This is a genomic window from Methylobacter arcticus, from assembly GCF_050917435.1.
In the GTDB taxonomy this organism is placed as follows: Bacteria; Pseudomonadota; Gammaproteobacteria; order Methylococcales; family Methylomonadaceae; genus Methylobacter_A; species Methylobacter_A titanis.
In genome coordinates, this window is sequence record NZ_CP159583.1 from 1920350 (window position 1) to 1936414 (window position 16065).

Below are 16065 nucleotides of genomic sequence, written 5' to 3' on the forward strand. Positions count from 1 at the left end.
TTAGTCTCCTTCTTCCATTTGGATTTGTCCCAGCAGCTCCTGGGACAGCAACAACTGCGCGCCCTTCAAGACAATGGCTTCTTCTGCTGAAAATCCTTGATTAACAAACCAGCCATCGAAACTAGGCAGGTCTGCACGCAGTTCCCGGCGGATAAATTGCCCTGAGGATGTTTCGACGTAAACCCAGGATTTCCCTTGCCACCAGACCACAGCCATTGCGGGAATGTTCACGCCCGAAATCGGATCACCCGCAGGCAAAAAAACAGGTATATTCACGCCGGCCACAAAATCGAATGATTTACGCGATACCCGATAAAGTAGGGTAATCCCCTGAAACCTGGGATCGGTGCGCGGCAATCGGGTAATCAAACTTGCTTCAATCGAAGCGCCACCGCTCGTCTGAATATGGGCTGTGTCAGGTAACGAGGCGAGGCTTTCTTCTCCCGCCGGAAGGGACACTTGCACCAATGCCTCCTCCAGGCTTGTCACACGGGTGAACATCGGCGAGCCAGTCAAAACGGCCTGCACCACAGCTTCACCCCATTGCTGCCGGGCATTGCGCTCAATGGCCAGAGAAACTTCCCGGGTCGCCTGAGCGCGGGCTTCATCGGATCGAAAGGTAGCTTCGGCGAGCTGTACGGCTCGAGCGGAGATGTTTCGATCATCGGCATGTAAACCCTTAAGCCTCAGATATTCCTGTTGTGTAGCCAACACCGTGGCTTGGGCGCTTTCCGATTGCGCCTTGGCCGCTGCATAGGTATTGCGCAGATCAACCCATTCCTGGATAGGTAACACTACACCGAACGCACGTATCATCCGCTGGTGATTGACCGCTTGCAGTGCGCCGGTAGCGATGCCGCCTTTTTGGCGGGCGATTTCTTCCAGTGTGACAACAGCGGCGCCGTCAATGACCGCAACGCTCGCCTTAGACGGCGAGACGGCCTGTTCGCGTTCACGCTCCGTTTCCGATTCCCGACATCCCTGTAAGGCGAAAATCATCAATACCCATAACGCGACTTTTCTCATTCTGATGTGCCCTCCGGGCGCGGTGGGTTACTGGGAGATGGGTGATCAAGCTCGGCGTTCAGCGGCCGTTGCAAGGCGTCTTCCACCAAGCCGAGTGCTTGGTGCGCGCGATTCCAGGCATCCAGACGCGCGAGCTGGATGCTGATAAGTTCCACATCGGCGCTGGTCAAAGCGAGCCGATCGGTCTCGCCGGCGTTGAATTGAGCAGTGACCGCACCTTGCTGTTTTTCACGTGAGGCAAGCAATGCCTCGGCGATAGTCAGTTTATTCGAAGCCATCCGAAATCCGGTGACGGATTGGTCAATGTCACCCAGCGTCTGGTTTTGCAATGCCAGGAAAGTCGCCGATGCGAGTTTGCGATTGGCTTCGGCCTGGGCGATGGGACCTTCGTTCTGGTTCAGGATGGGTAGCTTCAGCGATACGCCCAGTGACCATCTGTTTTCACCTTGATCCCATTGATGACCAGGGTTCATCTGGATATCCGGATATTGCTTGGCAATTTCCAGGTGTAATGCCGACTGGCTGGCGTCGTATTCAGCCAGCGCTTTCAGGATATCCGCCCGGTTGACCAAGGCCAGGCGTCGCAGCCGGTCGCCCCCCAGCGATTCATCCGGCGGCAATCGGGAGAAGGCGTCGAAGGAAAATGCTATTCCGTCCAATGCTTGGACCGGCAGTCCCAGGCTCGATGCCAACAGTACCTTAGCCTCAGCGTGCTCCCGTTGCGTTTCTGCCAATAGCAGCTGGGATTGTTGCAGGGCGAGATGGGCTAGCGTCACTTCCGGCTGAGAGACGGCTCCTGCGGAGAGACGATGCGCCAGCAAATCGACCAGACGAGCCTGAATGTCCGCCTGCTTTTGCAAGGCCTCCCGCTTCGTCTGTGCGACGTAAAAGGCTAGAAAAGTCACTCTGACACGGCGACGGACTTGCCAGGCCGTGTTGAGCAATTTGAAGCGAGCCGCGTCTGTTTGGTGTTTGGCCTGATCCAACCGGTAGCCGCGTTTGCCCGCGGTCTCGATCGGGACATTCAGACTCCAGCCCATAGTCCATGGCGAAACCGAGGCGAGCGCATTGGAATTGAATTGCGGGGAAAAATTCACCGTTGGATTGGGCCGCATGCCGGCGGTAATACTTCCCGCTTCGGCAAATCCCAGTTCGGCGCGGGTTACGTCCAAGTCCGGGTGATAGTAAAATGCGGTCAACATGAGACGGGTCAAATCCCAGTTTGCGGGCGGCCATGAAAAGCCCTCTTGCCTGAGATTGGCCTTAAAAAACTCACGCAAACCGGGATCGGCCAGCGTGCGAGCCTCCAGACCGGATGCCGTGACCGAAGCATTGATCGGCTTGTCAGTATACGAAACGCAGCCGCTCAGCGTGAGGAGCAACAGAAGAAAGAGAAAAAATAAAGCCGGTCGTGTTTTCATGATGGCTAATGATAGAACCATGACCCGACCAGGAACATGACGCCAAGATTACATTTTTGTCATGTTGGGTGTGGATATTGTGAGCGTGTGGGTGGGCAATGCTTTTTCGCCCACCGCTTTTATCGGCAAATGGTGGGCAAACGATAAAGCTGTTTACCCACCCTACACGACTACTGGTTGTCTTTTGGTTGTCGGATCAATCCAATGAGCGCCATTGCGCAAAAGACCGCACCCGCATAAAACGTGAACGACGCTCCGAACCGATCCCACAGCAGCCCGGCAAGCACGCTGGCAATGAGCATGGCAAAACCGCTCATCAGGTTGAAGAAGCCATAGGCTGTGCCGCGTAGATCGGTGGGCGCGGCATTGGCTACCATGGTCGCCAGCAAACCTTGTGTCATCCCCATGTGGATGCCCCAGAGTGCGACGCCAATCAGCACGACACCCCAATGATCGTTGGTGGCCAGGACCAAATCGGCCGCGATCAGAACCATGAGGCCAAGCGCCAGCAGTTTGGCATGGCTCATTTTGTCGGAAAGCTTGCCGAACGGATAAGCCGAGGCCGCATAGACCAGATTCATTGCCACCATGACCAGCGGCACCAGTGCGATGGGAATACCGCCCTGCTGTGCACGCAAAACTAAAAACGCTTCGCTGAAACGGGCCAGCGTGAAAATGGCACCGATACTCACCACCCACCAATACCTTCGGTCGAGGCGTTTCAGGTTTTCCCGACGAATCGGGTTAGAACGCCTGTTAGCTGCATGTTGCTCCGGTTCCCGCACGCCGAACAAGAGCAGTGCGACCGCCATCAATCCGGGGATTACCGCAACCCAAAATACCGCTCGGAAGTCGTTTGCCCAGAGCAGCATTAGACCGACCGCCAGCAGCGGCCCCAAAAACGCGCCCACCGTATCCAGAGACTGGCGCAGCCCGAAGGCGGCGCCTCGCAAGTGAGGCGGGGCGATGTCCGCGACCAAGGCATCGCGCGGAGCGCCGCGTATACCTTTCCCCACTCTATCCAGCAGTCTGGCCGTCAATACGATGCCGATACCGGGCGCTAAGGCGAACAACGGCTTGGTGAATGCCCCCAAAGCGTAGCCAGCCAGCGCAAGACCTTTGCGCCTGCCGAGATAGTCACTCAGCACCCCCGAGAATACTTTGACAATCAATGCCGTGGATTCGGCCACTCCTTCGATCAGGCCCACAGCGAAGGCGCTTGCCTCCAGAGTTGTGACCAGGAACAGGGGTAGCAGGCTATGAATCATCTCCGAGGAAATATCCATCAGGAGACTGACGAAACCGAGTACCCAAACGCCCGAAGGAATTTGACGCAATATGCTATGGGTGATTTTTTTGGTCATTGAACAAAGGAAAATGCAGAGTTAAAGGGAAATGCAAAGTGACAGTCGTACCTTTACCGGGTTGAGATTCGATGCTCACCGTTCCACCGTGCATCGCCATGATGGACCTGACAATAGCCAAACCCAGCCCGGTGCTGTGGGAGTCGGCAGAGCGAGCCTGATCGACACGGTAGAAGCGGTCGAACACTTTTGGGAGATGCTCTCGCGCAATACCACATCCACTATCACTGATACGGATAGCCACGCTATCTGCGCTTGGGGAAGGCACCACGACCAGCTTGATCTGCCCACCCGAAGGCGTATGGCGGATAGCGTTGGCGAGCACGTTAGTGACCGCACGCCGGAACAGGATGGGATCGGCTTCCAGGCTGGCCTCGCCCTCACATTGAGCCGTTATACACTGTTCTTCGGTCACGGCTTCATAAAAATCACGGATCGCCTCCAGTTCTTGGCGCACATCGAGCCGAGCCAATTGCAGAGAAACCTCGGCGTTGTCTGCGCGGGCCAGGAACAACAGGCTGTCGATCAAGCGGGAGAGTCTGCCGCACTCCTCCAGGCTCGATTCCAGCACATCGCGATACTCGGCCTCCGGGCGTGCACGTGCAAGCGTGACTTCGGCCTCGCCCATCAGATTATTGATTGGCGTGCGTAGCTCATGTGCCAAATCCGCAGAAAACTGGGTAAGTCGGGTAAACGAGTCTTCCAGGCGTCCGAGCATTTGATCGAAGGCTTCGGCAAGCGTCCTCAGTTCCCGTGGCCAACGAGCCGCCTTGATGCGTTCATGCAACTGATTCGCGGTAATGCGTTGAGCGGCACGGGTGATGTCCTGCAAGGGCCGCATGCCCCGGCGTGCAACTAGCGCACCGAGTATTGCCGAAAGTAATATCCCGAGTGGCAGGATCATCGCCAGTTTGCGCTGGTAATTGATGAGTAGCGCATCTTCGCGCGAGACATCCAGCGCCACCTGAATCACTCGGGATTTGCCGACATCGTTAGTCGTCTGCGCTGCCAGCAAGAGATAGGGATGACCGTCAGCCGTGTGCCACTGAAAGCTGTTCTCGGCCAAGTTGCCCTGTTTCGTCTCGGCGGCGGGCATTGGGAAAATCGTAGCGGGAACAACCTCTGCCATACCTGGCGTTTCGATCACCACAATACCCTGGGGTTCGAGAATGCGTGAAAAATAGGCGTAGTAGGGTGTGACCTTTGCTGTCACCGCCTCCCATTGAACTTCCTGTTCAAGGGAAGTTCGATTATCCCCGTGCTCTTTTAAGAGTATTTGCAGGGTATGGACTTTGTCAGCGAGAAACTGTTTGTCTTCCTCACGGAGGTTGATCACTACAGCCTCGTATAAGAACGCGGTAACCACAATCAGTAATGCTGACGCCGAGAGGGTGTAAAGCAGAGTTAATCGCCCGGCAATCGAACCGGGGTCTCGGTCGGTCTTAGCGTTCTTCAAGGACGTAGCCGACACCGCGCAGAGTGTGAATTAGTTTTTTCTCGAACGGGTCGTCCACCTTGCGACGTAACCGCCTTACCGCGACATCGACCACGTTGGTTTCGCTGTCGAAGTTCATATCCCATAACTGTTCCTCGATGAGGGTTCGGGAAATGACCTCGCCATGTCGGCGCGCGAGCAGGGAAATCAAGGAGAACTCCTTCGGAGTCAGAGCGAGCTTGCTGCCAGCGCGGGAGGCTTTAAACCGCAACAGATCGATTTCCAGATCGGCTATGCAAAGCAATTCCGGTTGTTGTGCCGGGCTACGCCGCAACAGGGAGCGCACGCGAGCCAACAGTTCCGAAAACGCGAACGGCTTGACCAGATAATCGTCCGCACCCAGTTCCAAGCCTTTGACACGGTCATTAACCGCGTCCCGAGCGGTCAGAAACAGCACCGGCATCGACTTTCCACTTTTCCGAAGTTCCTTAACCACTGTCCAGCCGTCCATGAGCGGTAGCATGACATCAACGACGACCACATCGTAATTGCCGGTCGTGGCGAGAAAAAGACCATCCTGCCCATTCTGGGCATGATCAACCACAAAGCCATTTTCGGTCAGTCCCTTTTGCAAATAGGCGGCGGTCTTGAGTTCGTCTTCGATGATGAGCAGGCGCATGATAGTCAAATTATAACGATTCAGAGTGTTTCAAAACAACGGCTTTATTTACGAAGATCATGATGCGCTGGTTTATGTTGAGTCTTATGAGGCAATTGCAAAACCCCAACGACGAGCTGAATTAACCCCGGTGAAAGGTAGGAAAGAATGGTCATTGCTGGCATGGGAGTTTTTAACGACAACATTAATGCTGCTTGAATAATTTCAAGTGGCGGGTTTGAATCGTAATCACTGGCTGGATTGGGGTGGAATATGCAGACAAGATGAACTTCACGCCGTTTGACACCTTTTTTCTGCATTACTGGTCAACGCCCAACACCCTTTTACCATATTCTCTTAATGCCCCATTGGGGGCAAGATAACGATAAAGAGTGGGCTTGGTGATACCCAGCTCTTTGCAAAGTTCGGAAATAACGGTTTCTTTTTGACCCATTGCCGATTGAGCTAATCTTACTTGGGCTTTAGTTAAGGAGAATTTTGCACCGCCTTTTCTCCCTCTTGCTCTTGCTGCCGTTAAAGCTGCTATTGTTCGCTCACTAATTAATTCACGCTCAAATTCTGCCAAGGCAGCAAAGATACCGAAAATCAACTTTCCACTGGACGTGGCGGTATCAATATTAGCACCCTGTCCGGCCAACACTTTAAAGCCGACACTTTTTTCAGATAATTCATGAACGGTAGTAACCAGATGCTTTAGATTCCGGCCCAGCCGGTCGAGTTTCCAAACTATTAAAAGATCACCCGCTCTTAATGCTTTTAGGCAGGCTAGCAAGCCTGGGCGTTCATCATTCTTACCGGATGCGTAATCACTATAAATATGGTCGGGTGTAACACCATGTTCTGTTAGTGCGTCTATTTGAGGATCAAGAACTTGAGAGCCATCCGATTTTGAGACCCTTGCATAGCCAATTAACATAATTTTACTAGTTTCATAAACGACCGTTTCTGTAACTCTTATTTTTATAGGTTTAAAGAGGATTAAACAGTAACATAATAAGTTAATCATACAAAGTATCATAAACATGATAACACTATGTGAAACTGTGGCAACGCAGAAGCCGTATTTGTTTTCATGGCGTAATAATTTAAATGCCCAGAATAAAGATTCTCAACACCACAGAAAAAAATGCCTTTGAATCACCGCCAGTGTTTAATAGTGTTGAACGCAGGCGATTCTTTACCCTGCCGCTGATGCTCAATGAGTCAATGGAGAGCTTGAAGTCGCCAACTAATAAGGTCTGTTTTCTGGTGACAGCTGGCTACTTCAAGGCACGGCATCGTTTTTTTGCCAGACAATTCCATCAAACAGATATTGCATTTGTTGCCAGGCAAATAGGTGTGCAGATTGATGACGTTGATATTAGCGTCTATAGCAAGGTCACTTATCTTCGGCACCAAGGCGTTATTTTAAATTACTATGGCTTTGCCCCCTTTGATACCGGCGCAAGGGCATTTGCCAAACATGAAGTGTTAATCATGTTGCGCGTCCAGTTCAGGCCAAAATTAATTTTATTGGACATCATACAAATATTAACGCGAAAAGAAATTTCACTGCCTAGCTATAACGTATTGGCGACTCTCATTATCGAAGCGATTAATGAACATCAGCACGGCCTAAATCAAATCATCAAGACCAGCCTAAACAAAGCCCAGCAAGGCAAGCTCGATGCCTTACTGGAAAAAGTGACAGGATCGGGCTCTGATGACAAATGGCGTTATCAAATTACGCTGCTTAAAAAAGCGTCCCAATCGACCCGACCGTTGAAAATTAAAGCCAATCTTGCTGACTTACAGAATTTGCTGGCACTTTATCTCGAATTTAAACCCGTAGTGAATCAGCTCGGCTTAAGTTATGAATGCTTGCGCTACTACGCCTATTCCGTCGTCAAAGCTCAGATTCATCAGGTTTCCCGCCGGGCAAAGCAGGAGCGCTATCTACATTTGATAGCCTTTATTGTCTACCAAACGCTGAAACTGCAAGACCTGTTAATAGATGTTCTGCTATTGGCTGTCCAATCTGCGATCAATGCCACTTATAATGAACATAAGGAGACTTGTTACCAAGAGATGGAGAGTCGGAATCAGTCCGTAACACAATTGGTTAACGGCCTTCAGAACGATTTTATAAGCACCCTGGCTACGATCAAAGCCATCATTGCTGATGCCGGATTAACCGCAGATCAAAAAGTGGTGGCAATAGAGGTGGCCATTAATCGGCCAGCAGCCAAAAAAATAGGTATCGAGCAGCGAATCAACGATTTCAAGGTTGAACTAACAACGCTTCAACAACAGAGCATCGGTTACTATGACCTACTGGAAAAACGATCTCTCAAACTACAAAGTCGTGTTGCTGATATTGTGCGGCAAGCGATTTTTGATTCAAATTGCGGCAAGCCATTGTTACTGGAAGCCATAGTGCATTACCAGAAAAAGTTTGGAAGTATCGACAAGCAGGCGCCTATTGCATTTTTAACGCCAGAGCAACGTAGTTTGATAGTCGCTCAAGACGGCAAGTTTCGTGTGTCTCTGTATAAGGCGCTGCTCTATCTTGCGGTTGCGGATGCTGTCAAATCGGGCGTTCTCAACCTGCTTCATTCAGAAAAATATCGCTCCCTGGATGATTATATGATTCCAAAAGCTGATTGGGATGAAAACCGGGATGAATACCTGCAACGAGCAGAATTAACCAACTATTCTGATTGTCAGGCAACGTTGACAGCGTTGGCACAGGCCGTTGATTTCCATTATGAGGAAACCAACGGCCACTTTATGGACGGAGACAATCCATTCCTGACGTTTCGCAGCAACGGTACATTCCATGTTTCAACACCCAAGCTTGAGGAAGTGGATAGCTTGCCATTGAGTGGCATATTTCCAGAGCGAAAATACATCTCCTTGCTTGAAGCGTTGGCAACGGTTGATAACGCCACCGGTTTCCTCGAAGAATTTGAACATTGGCAGATGAAGCACCGGCACACCAAACCAGCCAAAAAGGTTTTTTTCGCGGGAATCATGGCCTATGGCTGCGATATTGGCTACCGTAAACTGGCGCAAATTTCTAGGCAGATCAATGAAAATGAGTTGGATAACACGCTCAATTGGTATTTTTCGTTGGCTAACGTCCAAAGCGCGAATGACCGAATTTTACAATTCATGGATAAGATGGAGATACCGGATATTTACCGGAATCAAGCCGACCAGTTGCATACCTCCAGTGATGGGCAAAAATTCGGGGTATCTGTCGATTCGCTCAATGCCAACTATTCATTCAAATATTTGGGGAAAGATAAAGGTGTTAGTGTAGTGAGCTTCATCGATATGCGCCAGATGATGTGGCATTCTACTGTTATCAGTTCCGCTGAACGTGAAGCCGCCTATGTCATTGATGGTCTGATGCACAACGATGTTATAAAAAGCGATATTCATTCAACGGATACGCATGGTTATTCAGAAGTGATATTTGCCTCCACCTTCTTGCTGGGTTTCACGTTTGCACCCCGTATCAAAGGACTGGGTCGCCAGAAGCTGTATGCGTTCAGAAACCGAAAAACTACCGGACAAGACACTCAGGGCTTTCAACCTGATCGTAATATCAATGAGGAGATTGTCAGTGCCCAGTGGGACGAAATATTGCGGTTTATTGCGACAATAAGGCTAAAAATAACGACGGCTTCGCAGCTTTTTAGGCGATTGAATTCCTACTCTAAGCAGCACCCGCTTTACAAAGCACTCAAAGAATTTGGTAAGATCCCTAAAACGCTGTTTATCTTGAAATACGCAGACGACCCCGAGTTCAGGCAATCGATTGAGAAACAACTCAATAAAGTGGAGGGGTCACATAAATTGTCCAAGGCGATTTCATTGGGTAATGATCACGCATTCACTCAAGGCGAAAAAGAAGACCAGGATATTGCGGAAGGCTGTCGCCGGCTAATCAAAAATACCCTTATTTGTTGGAACTACCTTTATCTTGCCAAAGAACTCGGCAAGGATAATAACGAAGAACGTAGAAATGAACTTATTGAAGCCATCCGAAACGATTCCGTCATGCGGTGGAGCCATTTTAACCTACAGGGAGAGTATGATTTCTCAGATGAAAAAATGATTGATTCCATCGGGTTGTAAGCTCTCAAAAAACCACCTCTAAAAGCAACCAAAATTTGAGAGATCGAAAATCATCTATAGGCCTTTCTGGACAAGAGGTTAGCCAAAATCCCGTGGAACTTTAGAGCCTTTTGTTGATTAATACCCATTATCCATGACCAGTGTAATACGTTTAGCCTGCGGGTAATGGACATCAACCAGGTTACGGATCTGATGCGCCCAATCAATGGCCGTTCTTTGATCGGTCACCTCAACAACCCGTTTGCCCTGCAAGGGTTCAAAAAACATAAAAACATTACTCACGCCATTACGTTCATATTCCGTGTCATACCGAGCGACAGTACCCGGCTTTGCCGGTATTGGTGTACGCGTGTCTTTAATCTGTTGCTTGCTGCTTTCATCCATGCAAATCAGTGGCTGCGCTTCATCATAAGGTCGCTTGTAAACCTCAAGCGTATCTTCCATAGCACAAACAAACTCAGCATTTTTTTTAGCTGGAATACACCACTCTTTATTTTGCCAAGGTTTTAACTCGTTTTTTTTAAGGCTTGCCGGATAGTTTCATGCGATACACTTTCAACATAACCCAGTTCAACCATCTGTTGCCCAAGTAAACGTAATGTCCATCGACTACGTCCTTCAGGCGCATCGCCACAATTCAACGCGATCAAATGGGCTTCGTTCTCACCGTCAATAGTACGGCTTTTAACGCGAATTGATTTTGCCCGGTTTAAGGCTGATTCTAAGCCTTCTTGAACCAGTCGCTCCCGGACTCGTTCGACGGTACGCGTTGAAACACCAAAAGCTTCGCTTATTGGCCTGTCTAGCCATTTGTCTCCTAACTCGCTAATATCCGCTTTGAGCAGTATTTCTGCGTGTAGCCGTTTATGAGCTGCCACTTTTCCTGTATGAATCAAACTTCCCAAATAAGCGCGTTCATCTTCTGTTAGCCGTACTATGTATTTCTTTTTCAATTGTGTTTATAAATACCGATGCAAAGACATTACATATTGGGGCTATTATTCGACATATCAATGCTGACTGAATACTAGTACTCAGTCAGCATTGATATGTCGGTTGATAGTCCCCATATGATGATTATTTACATTACCGTGGCAATTGGCCCGCGCTAATGTCAAGGACCTGGTGAACAGCCCCATTTTTACAGACTTCTTTGCCGGGAAACTGCACGGGGAATTCCCCGTTGCGGTGCTGCCCGCCGCCGATCAGGCCTTGTTAGGCTCCGAGACGGCGACGGTATTGCTGTCGCAGCATTCCTTGGCGGCGCACCTGGTCGCCCATCCAGAAATCGGCTTAACGGATTATTTAAAGATTCAAACAATCTTGGAAGCCGGCGAGGTTTACCGTCAAGGCGAGGAGCGTCTGGTTTATCTGACGATTGGTGACATTGTTTATCGGGCGGCCTTAAAGCGCACGGCAGATGGCAAGAAGAATTACTTTTTGACGCTGTTTAAGAATCAGGAAGGCAGCAGGCCAAAGCAAACGGACAGGATCAGATAAGGGCGCCGGTCGCGGGGCTCGCGCTCCCCGCTAGACCTCATCAACCGCAGACGCGGAAGGGCTCGTAAGCGATTACGACGACCGGCATTTTCAGTATAAGCCAACCCACAGTATTTACCAATGATTAGCATCGAAATAGACAGCCGTCAGATCATCGCCGAATTAAATCGGCTGCTTGCCAGAACCGGCAACCTGTCCCCGGCACTGCGTGAAATCGGCGAGGATTTGAAAGGGTCAACCCAGCAACGCTTTGCCAGCCAAACTTCGCCAGACGGTTCGGCCTGGCTGGGCAACGCCGACACCACGATTGCGCGCAAAGGCCGCAGTCAGCCGCTAACCGATCACGGCACCCTGGGTGACACCATCGACTATCAACTGCTGGGCGGCGACGGCGTACAGATAGGCAGTCCGCAATGGAACTGGGAACTGGCAATTATCGAAAAAATACATTGTACGACTAACAGAAGAAGAGCGCACTGATCTGGAAACTTTGATTCATAAAGGAAAAGTGGCGGCCCACAAAAGGCTTCACGCTGAAATTCTGCTCAAGGCAGACATTAGCGAATTGGGCGGAAAATGGCTGGATAGTCAAATCAGTGAAGCCTTTGGCATTTCAACTCGCACAGTTGAGCGAGTCCGGGAAAGATTGGTTCAAGAAGGTTTAGAGTCAGCCTTAAATCGGGCGAAGCCGATCCGTGTTAAAAGTCGGGTTATTGATGGTGAAAAGGAAGCCCATCTGCTGGCGTTAGTTTGTGGAGACGCTCCTGAAGGGCGCAGTCGTTGGACATTGCGTTTGCTTGGACAGCGTAGGGTGGAACTGGGCCATGTGGAAAGCGTATCGCACGAAACGATCCGGCAAACACTAAAAAAATGAGCTGAAACCTTGGCAGAATAAAGAAGGGTGTATTCCGGCTAAAACCAATGCTGAATTTGTCTGCGGTATGGAAGAGGTACTGGACGTTTACAAACGCTCGTATGATCAAACTCATCCCCTGATTTGTATGGACGAAAGCAGCAAGCAACACCTTAAGGAGACACGTCAGCCGATACCCGCAAAACCAGGTACCGTTGAAAAGTACGATACCGAATATGAACGTAATGGCGTGAGTAATATGTTTATGTTCTTTGAGCCGTTAGCGGGTAAACGACATGTGCGGGTAACAGACCAAAGAACGGCTGTGGACTGGGCGCATCAAATTCGCAACCTGGCCGATGTGCGCTATCCTCGCGCTGAACGCATTACGTTGGTTATGGATAATTTGAACACCCACACGGGCGCCTCTCTTTATAAGGCATTCGAACCTGAGAAAGCGCGAAGAATTTTGGATAGATTGGAAATACACTACACACCCAAGCATGGGAGTTGGTTGAATAGGGCGGAAATAGAATTGAGCATCTTGTCTCGCCAATGTTTGGATCGGCGCATTCCAGACCAAGAAACATTAAAAAAGGAAATTGCATCATGGCAAGAAAAAAGAAATGCTACCGCTCAGCCTATGGAATGGCGATTTACTAATGAAGACGCTCGGGTAAAATTGAAAAAACTTTACCCGACATTAAAAGAATGACTGAGTACTAGTTGGGTTCCCAGGTCATCGGGTTTTTGGGTATTGTTGGTAAGGGATGCATTTTTGATTTCTGGATGCGTTCTTTCATATGTCGCTTCTTGCGCATAGGATATGGAGCATCCAAGAGTTAAGACTAAAAAGGCTAACAAAAGCATTGTGTTTCGCATGAAAGTTCTCCCCAAGAAAATATATAATTTGAATTGCTATATAATAGCGATTCGAAATTATTATAGCGACTTAGTTTTTTATAGGGAAGCTTTTTTAAAATTTTTTTCTGATTTTGTTTAAATGACATTGGTCTGAAATACTTTTCTGGCTGATGAATTAAGTCACCTATGAAATGCTGTTAGCTTAACCAAGCTTAACTATAATTTTTATTTGTTCCGGTAACACTTCGTTTATTCCCAAAAAATATCCAGGAATAACGGGGTAAGCTGGAGATGAAAAAGTGGATAGGATTAAACTAAACCCTAGCAGAATTTTTATAAATCAGGCTTAGAGGGTAAGCACTAAGCCCGGCTTTATATATTAAAATGCAGTGGATTATTGTTGTGTGATGACTTTGGCTTTGCGAGTTTCGCCCTTGCCGATAGTCAATAAATCCCAAATCAACAAGCCTAATCCTGCGGCAGTAACGACACCAAAAAATAAGCGCCAGACCATAGCACTCAGGAATGAAGGATGATTTTGCGCGGTAAAATACCCACCCCAGGTGGAGCCTTCGACTGCGCGCTCGATAAACGATTGCTCATACCCTGCTATCAACATCGCAATCGTCATCCCCAGCACACCCATATTGAGCAAACCTATTGCCCATTTCCAGCGCCAGGCATTGGCGATGCCCTCACCCATCCAAACACCGCCACGCCAGTGCTGTATGGCCAGATAAAAGAACGCGATGTTAATCGTAGCGTAAGCGCCGAAAAACGCCAGGTGACCGTGTGAGGCCGACCATTGGGTGCCGTGCGTGTACATATTGATTTGCGGCAGAGTGTGCATAAAGCCCCATACGCCGGCGCCGAAAAAATTACCGAAAGCGTGCGCAATCACCCAGGCCAGGGCCGGATGGTTGCCGTTTTTGAAGGCATGAACGCCTGAGTCATAAACGGCATGGACGACCATCGCGACCAGCGGGATAGGTTCTAACGCCGAGAAAAAACCGCCAATGGTCAGCCAATATTCCGGCGTACCGATCCAGAAATAATGATGACCTAAGCCTAAAATACCGGAACCGAACATCAGCGCAACTTCGATATACAACCAGGTTTGTACGATTTTGCGCCTGACCCCGAGCAATTTCATCAGCGACCAGGCCATGATCACGCCCACCAATACTTCCCAGGTGGCTTCCACCCACAAGTGGATCACCCACCACCACCAGTATTGCTCGTGGGTGATGTTGGTCATGTAAAACATGCCGGCCACGTATAAACCCGCCAAGGCCACCAAATCCAAGGTCAACACCCCGGCAATTCCCGACCACTTGCCCTTACTGAAAGTGGCGACGACATTGTAGAAAAAGATCAGCATCACGACCACAATGCCAATATCAGCCCAACGCGGTGCTTCAATGTATTCGCGGCCTTCATTGATAAACCACAAGCTGGAATCTTTTCCAGGCCCGATCTGTACTAACAAATACACCAACACTACTACGGTGACGGCGGCAGTCAGCACCCAAAATGCGATATTGCCCAATTTGAGGCCGATAATTTCAGTTTGGCTTTCATCTTCCAGTAACCAATAGACGGAGCCGATAAAACCGTACAGCATCCAGACGATCATGGCATTGATATGGATCATGCGGTTGACGTTAAAATCCAGAATTTCAAACAGAAATCCGGGCCAGATAAACTGGGTGGCGGCCAGCAACCCAAACAGAATCTGGGCCGCAAACAGAATAACAGCCACCGTAAAGTATTTCACCGCCAGTTGTTGTCCGTCCGTTAAATTGGTGCTATCCAATGCCACCCAGGCTTTGAATGTTCTAAAATACTCGGTTGTTTTTTCAACTAATCCTGTTGCGTTCATGCTCATTCCTCCGCATAAATGGTTTTGAAGTTATAGGGAAAGCCATTGGTATCAATACTGGACATCCACTTCAAAAAGGCAATCAGGCCTTTAGCTTCCTGTTCGGTAATCCCTAGATTAGGCATTTTGCGATTGCTGCCATAGGTGCGGGCATTGTTTTCCGGGTCCATTAAAAACTTCATCATTAAATCTTCGCGAACATCGGTGCCTATCCAACCCTTATCGAGCCAAGCCTTGGTCAAATCCGGCGCATAATACGCACCGTTACCCAATAAGGTGTGACAATTCATGCAGTTTTTGGCTTGGGAGGTTTTCTTGCCTAAATCCACCAGTTGACGGGCTTCTTCTTCGCTAAATTGCTGACCGAATAACAATTCATCTCCACTGATCACTGGCACCGACTTGTGCAGTTTTTCTTGATACTGGTAATCAATTTTTTTGTTGATCACTGAGTAAGCTGGAACGCGTTTACCACCGGCGCTGGTTTGACTTAAAGAATCCATGGTTAACACCACCAGAACCAGAAACGATCCGGCAGTCACCCAGATGGCGACTTTTTTCCAGAACGATTCCGACGCCCATAAAGGTTCATCAATCATTGTTTATCCTCCGTTGTTGGTTCGGCATGGGTTCTGACACATAAATGCCAAATACCGATAGGGGCAAAAAAATAGCCGAGCACCATCACCACGGATAGCGCCAGCCAGACACCAGAAAAATTTGCCGCGCGCGTCAATACCACCACGCTGACCAGCAGCACGGTATAAGACAAATAAGCGGCCCATTTGATTCGGGAATTGGATTTTATTTTGGACCAGGCATACAGCAGTGCGTAACTTGCGCCTGACAAAATGATTAAAGCGGCTGTAAAAAAACTGATGAAAAAATCTTTTAATGCAATAGGTTCAATCATGCT

The 16065-nt window shown here is 49.3% G+C and carries 16 protein-coding genes; 4 read left to right on the forward strand and 12 right to left on the reverse strand.

Annotated elements, in window-relative coordinates; translation table 11 throughout:
• The 7 genes from ABXJ76_RS09250 to ABXJ76_RS09280 form a co-directional block, all read right to left on the reverse strand.
• Window positions 1–1026, reverse strand: coding sequence for a hypothetical protein (locus tag ABXJ76_RS09250; RefSeq protein WP_432746273.1), 1026 nt, complete (start codon window positions 1024–1026; stop codon window positions 1–3).
• Complete coding sequence (locus ABXJ76_RS09255; protein ID WP_432746275.1) at window positions 1023–2447, reverse strand: TolC family protein; 1425 nt, start codon at window positions 2445–2447, stop codon at window positions 1023–1025. Before ABXJ76_RS09255 ends, ABXJ76_RS09250 begins: the two co-directional genes overlap by 4 nt.
• A 170-nt stretch (window positions 2448–2617) precedes the next feature.
• Window positions 2618–3811, reverse strand: a complete 1194-nt coding sequence (locus ABXJ76_RS09260) for an MFS transporter (RefSeq protein WP_432746276.1) — start codon at window positions 3809–3811, stop codon at window positions 2618–2620.
• On the reverse strand, window positions 3789–5267 hold the full coding sequence (locus ABXJ76_RS09265; RefSeq protein ID WP_432746278.1) for a heavy metal sensor histidine kinase: 1479 nt from the start codon (window positions 5265–5267) through the stop codon (window positions 3789–3791). Before ABXJ76_RS09265 ends, ABXJ76_RS09260 begins: the two co-directional genes overlap by 23 nt.
• Window positions 5254–5925 carry a heavy metal response regulator transcription factor gene (locus ABXJ76_RS09270; protein WP_432746280.1) on the reverse strand — a complete coding sequence of 224 codons (672 nt, stop codon included), beginning with the start codon at window positions 5923–5925 and terminating at the stop codon, window positions 5254–5256. The genes ABXJ76_RS09265 and ABXJ76_RS09270 overlap by 14 nt, the downstream gene beginning before the upstream one ends.
• 44 nt (window positions 5926–5969) lie before the next feature.
• The gene (locus ABXJ76_RS09275) at window positions 5970–6224 is read right to left on the reverse strand and encodes a hypothetical protein (protein ID WP_432746282.1); all 255 of its coding nucleotides are present in this window, start codon (window positions 6222–6224) and stop codon (window positions 5970–5972) included.
• Complete coding sequence (locus ABXJ76_RS09280) at window positions 6224–6931, reverse strand: recombinase family protein (protein WP_432746284.1); 708 nt, start codon at window positions 6929–6931, stop codon at window positions 6224–6226. The genes ABXJ76_RS09275 and ABXJ76_RS09280 overlap by 1 nt, the downstream gene beginning before the upstream one ends.
• Window positions 6932–7014: 83 nt before the next feature.
• On the opposite strand from ABXJ76_RS09280, the gene ABXJ76_RS09285 reads away from it, so the two are divergent.
• A complete protein-coding gene (locus ABXJ76_RS09285; protein WP_432746286.1) occupies window positions 7015–10050 on the forward strand; it encodes a Tn3 family transposase in 3036 nt (1011 codons plus the stop codon).
• Window positions 10051–10167: 117 nt separating this feature from the next.
• On the opposite strand, the gene ABXJ76_RS09290 is transcribed toward ABXJ76_RS09285, so the two are convergent.
• Together ABXJ76_RS09290 and ABXJ76_RS09295 are read right to left on the reverse strand one after the other, a co-directional pair.
• Entirely contained in the window at window positions 10168–10494 is a 327-nt protein-coding gene (locus tag ABXJ76_RS09290) for a transposase (RefSeq protein ID WP_432746288.1), read from the reverse strand.
• 62 nt (window positions 10495–10556) lie between these two features.
• Window positions 10557–11003, reverse strand: a complete 447-nt coding sequence (locus ABXJ76_RS09295; protein WP_432746290.1) for a helix-turn-helix domain-containing protein — start codon at window positions 11001–11003, stop codon at window positions 10557–10559.
• A 172-nt stretch (window positions 11004–11175) separates the two neighbouring features.
• Here ABXJ76_RS09295 and ABXJ76_RS09300 point away from each other — a divergent pair, with 172 nt between their 5' ends.
• The 3 genes from ABXJ76_RS09300 to ABXJ76_RS09310 all read left to right on the forward strand — a co-directional run bounded on the left by ABXJ76_RS09300 (window position 11176) and on the right by ABXJ76_RS09310 (window position 13118).
• A complete protein-coding gene (locus tag ABXJ76_RS09300; RefSeq protein ID WP_432746292.1) occupies window positions 11176–11550 on the forward strand; it encodes a hypothetical protein in 375 nt (124 codons plus the stop codon).
• A gap of 120 nt (window positions 11551–11670) precedes the next feature.
• The gene (locus ABXJ76_RS09305) at window positions 11671–12030 is read left to right on the forward strand and encodes a phage virion morphogenesis protein (protein WP_432746294.1); all 360 of its coding nucleotides are present in this window, start codon (window positions 11671–11673) and stop codon (window positions 12028–12030) included.
• Window positions 11999–13118, forward strand: a protein-coding gene (locus tag ABXJ76_RS09310; protein ID WP_432746485.1) for an IS630 family transposase whose coding sequence is annotated in 2 segments (ribosomal slippage) — window positions 11999–12417 and window positions 12416–13118 — 1122 coding nt in all. Because the reading frame shifts where the segments join, the coding sequence is not laid out codon by codon here. The genes ABXJ76_RS09305 and ABXJ76_RS09310 overlap by 32 nt, the downstream gene beginning before the upstream one ends.
• Before the next feature lie 543 nt (window positions 13119–13661).
• On the opposite strand, the gene ABXJ76_RS09315 is transcribed toward ABXJ76_RS09310, so the two are convergent.
• Genes ABXJ76_RS09315 through ABXJ76_RS09325 form a run of 3 tightly spaced genes read right to left on the reverse strand, consistent with a single transcriptional unit; the run spans window position 13662 to window position 16062 of the window.
• The gene (locus ABXJ76_RS09315; protein ID WP_432746295.1) at window positions 13662–15149 is read right to left on the reverse strand and encodes a cbb3-type cytochrome c oxidase subunit I; all 1488 of its coding nucleotides are present in this window, start codon (window positions 15147–15149) and stop codon (window positions 13662–13664) included.
• Between the two features lie 2 nt (window positions 15150–15151).
• Window positions 15152–15748, reverse strand: coding sequence for a c-type cytochrome (locus ABXJ76_RS09320; protein ID WP_432746297.1), 597 nt, complete (start codon window positions 15746–15748; stop codon window positions 15152–15154).
• Window positions 15745–16062 (reverse strand): hypothetical protein, encoded by a 318-nt coding sequence (locus tag ABXJ76_RS09325; RefSeq protein ID WP_432746299.1) that lies wholly within the window; start codon window positions 16060–16062, stop codon window positions 15745–15747. Before ABXJ76_RS09325 ends, ABXJ76_RS09320 begins: the two co-directional genes overlap by 4 nt.
• Window positions 16063–16065: the final 3 nt, after the last annotated feature.

Coding starts and splice junctions, on each gene's coding strand:
- ABXJ76_RS09250 (WP_432746273.1), bottom strand. CDS start 1,026: ATGAGAAAAGTCGCGTTATGGGTATTGATGATTTTCGCCTTACAGGGA.
- ABXJ76_RS09270 (WP_432746280.1), bottom strand. CDS start 5,925: ATGCGCCTGCTCATCATCGAAGACGAACTCAAGACCGCCGCCTATTTG.
- ABXJ76_RS09280 (WP_432746284.1), bottom strand. CDS start 6,931: ATGATTAACTTATTATGTTACTGTTTAATCCTCTTTAAACCTATAAAA.
- ABXJ76_RS09285 (WP_432746286.1), top strand. CDS start 7,015: ATGCCCAGAATAAAGATTCTCAACACCACAGAAAAAAATGCCTTTGAA.
- ABXJ76_RS09315 (WP_432746295.1), bottom strand. CDS start 15,149: ATGAACGCAACAGGATTAGTTGAAAAAACAACCGAGTATTTTAGAACA.
- ABXJ76_RS09325 (WP_432746299.1), bottom strand. CDS start 16,062: ATGATTGAACCTATTGCATTAAAAGATTTTTTCATCAGTTTTTTTACA.
- ABXJ76_RS09255 (WP_432746275.1), bottom strand. CDS start 2,447: ATGAAAACACGACCGGCTTTATTTTTTCTCTTTCTTCTGTTGCTCCTC.
- ABXJ76_RS09290 (WP_432746288.1), bottom strand. CDS start 10,494: ATGGAAGATACGCTTGAGGTTTACAAGCGACCTTATGATGAAGCGCAG.
- ABXJ76_RS09260 (WP_432746276.1), bottom strand. CDS start 3,811: ATGACCAAAAAAATCACCCATAGCATATTGCGTCAAATTCCTTCGGGC.
- ABXJ76_RS09305 (WP_432746294.1), top strand. CDS start 11,671: ATGATTAGCATCGAAATAGACAGCCGTCAGATCATCGCCGAATTAAAT.
- ABXJ76_RS09320 (WP_432746297.1), bottom strand. CDS start 15,748: ATGATTGATGAACCTTTATGGGCGTCGGAATCGTTCTGGAAAAAAGTC.
- ABXJ76_RS09275 (WP_432746282.1), bottom strand. CDS start 6,224: ATGCAGAAAAAAGGTGTCAAACGGCGTGAAGTTCATCTTGTCTGCATA.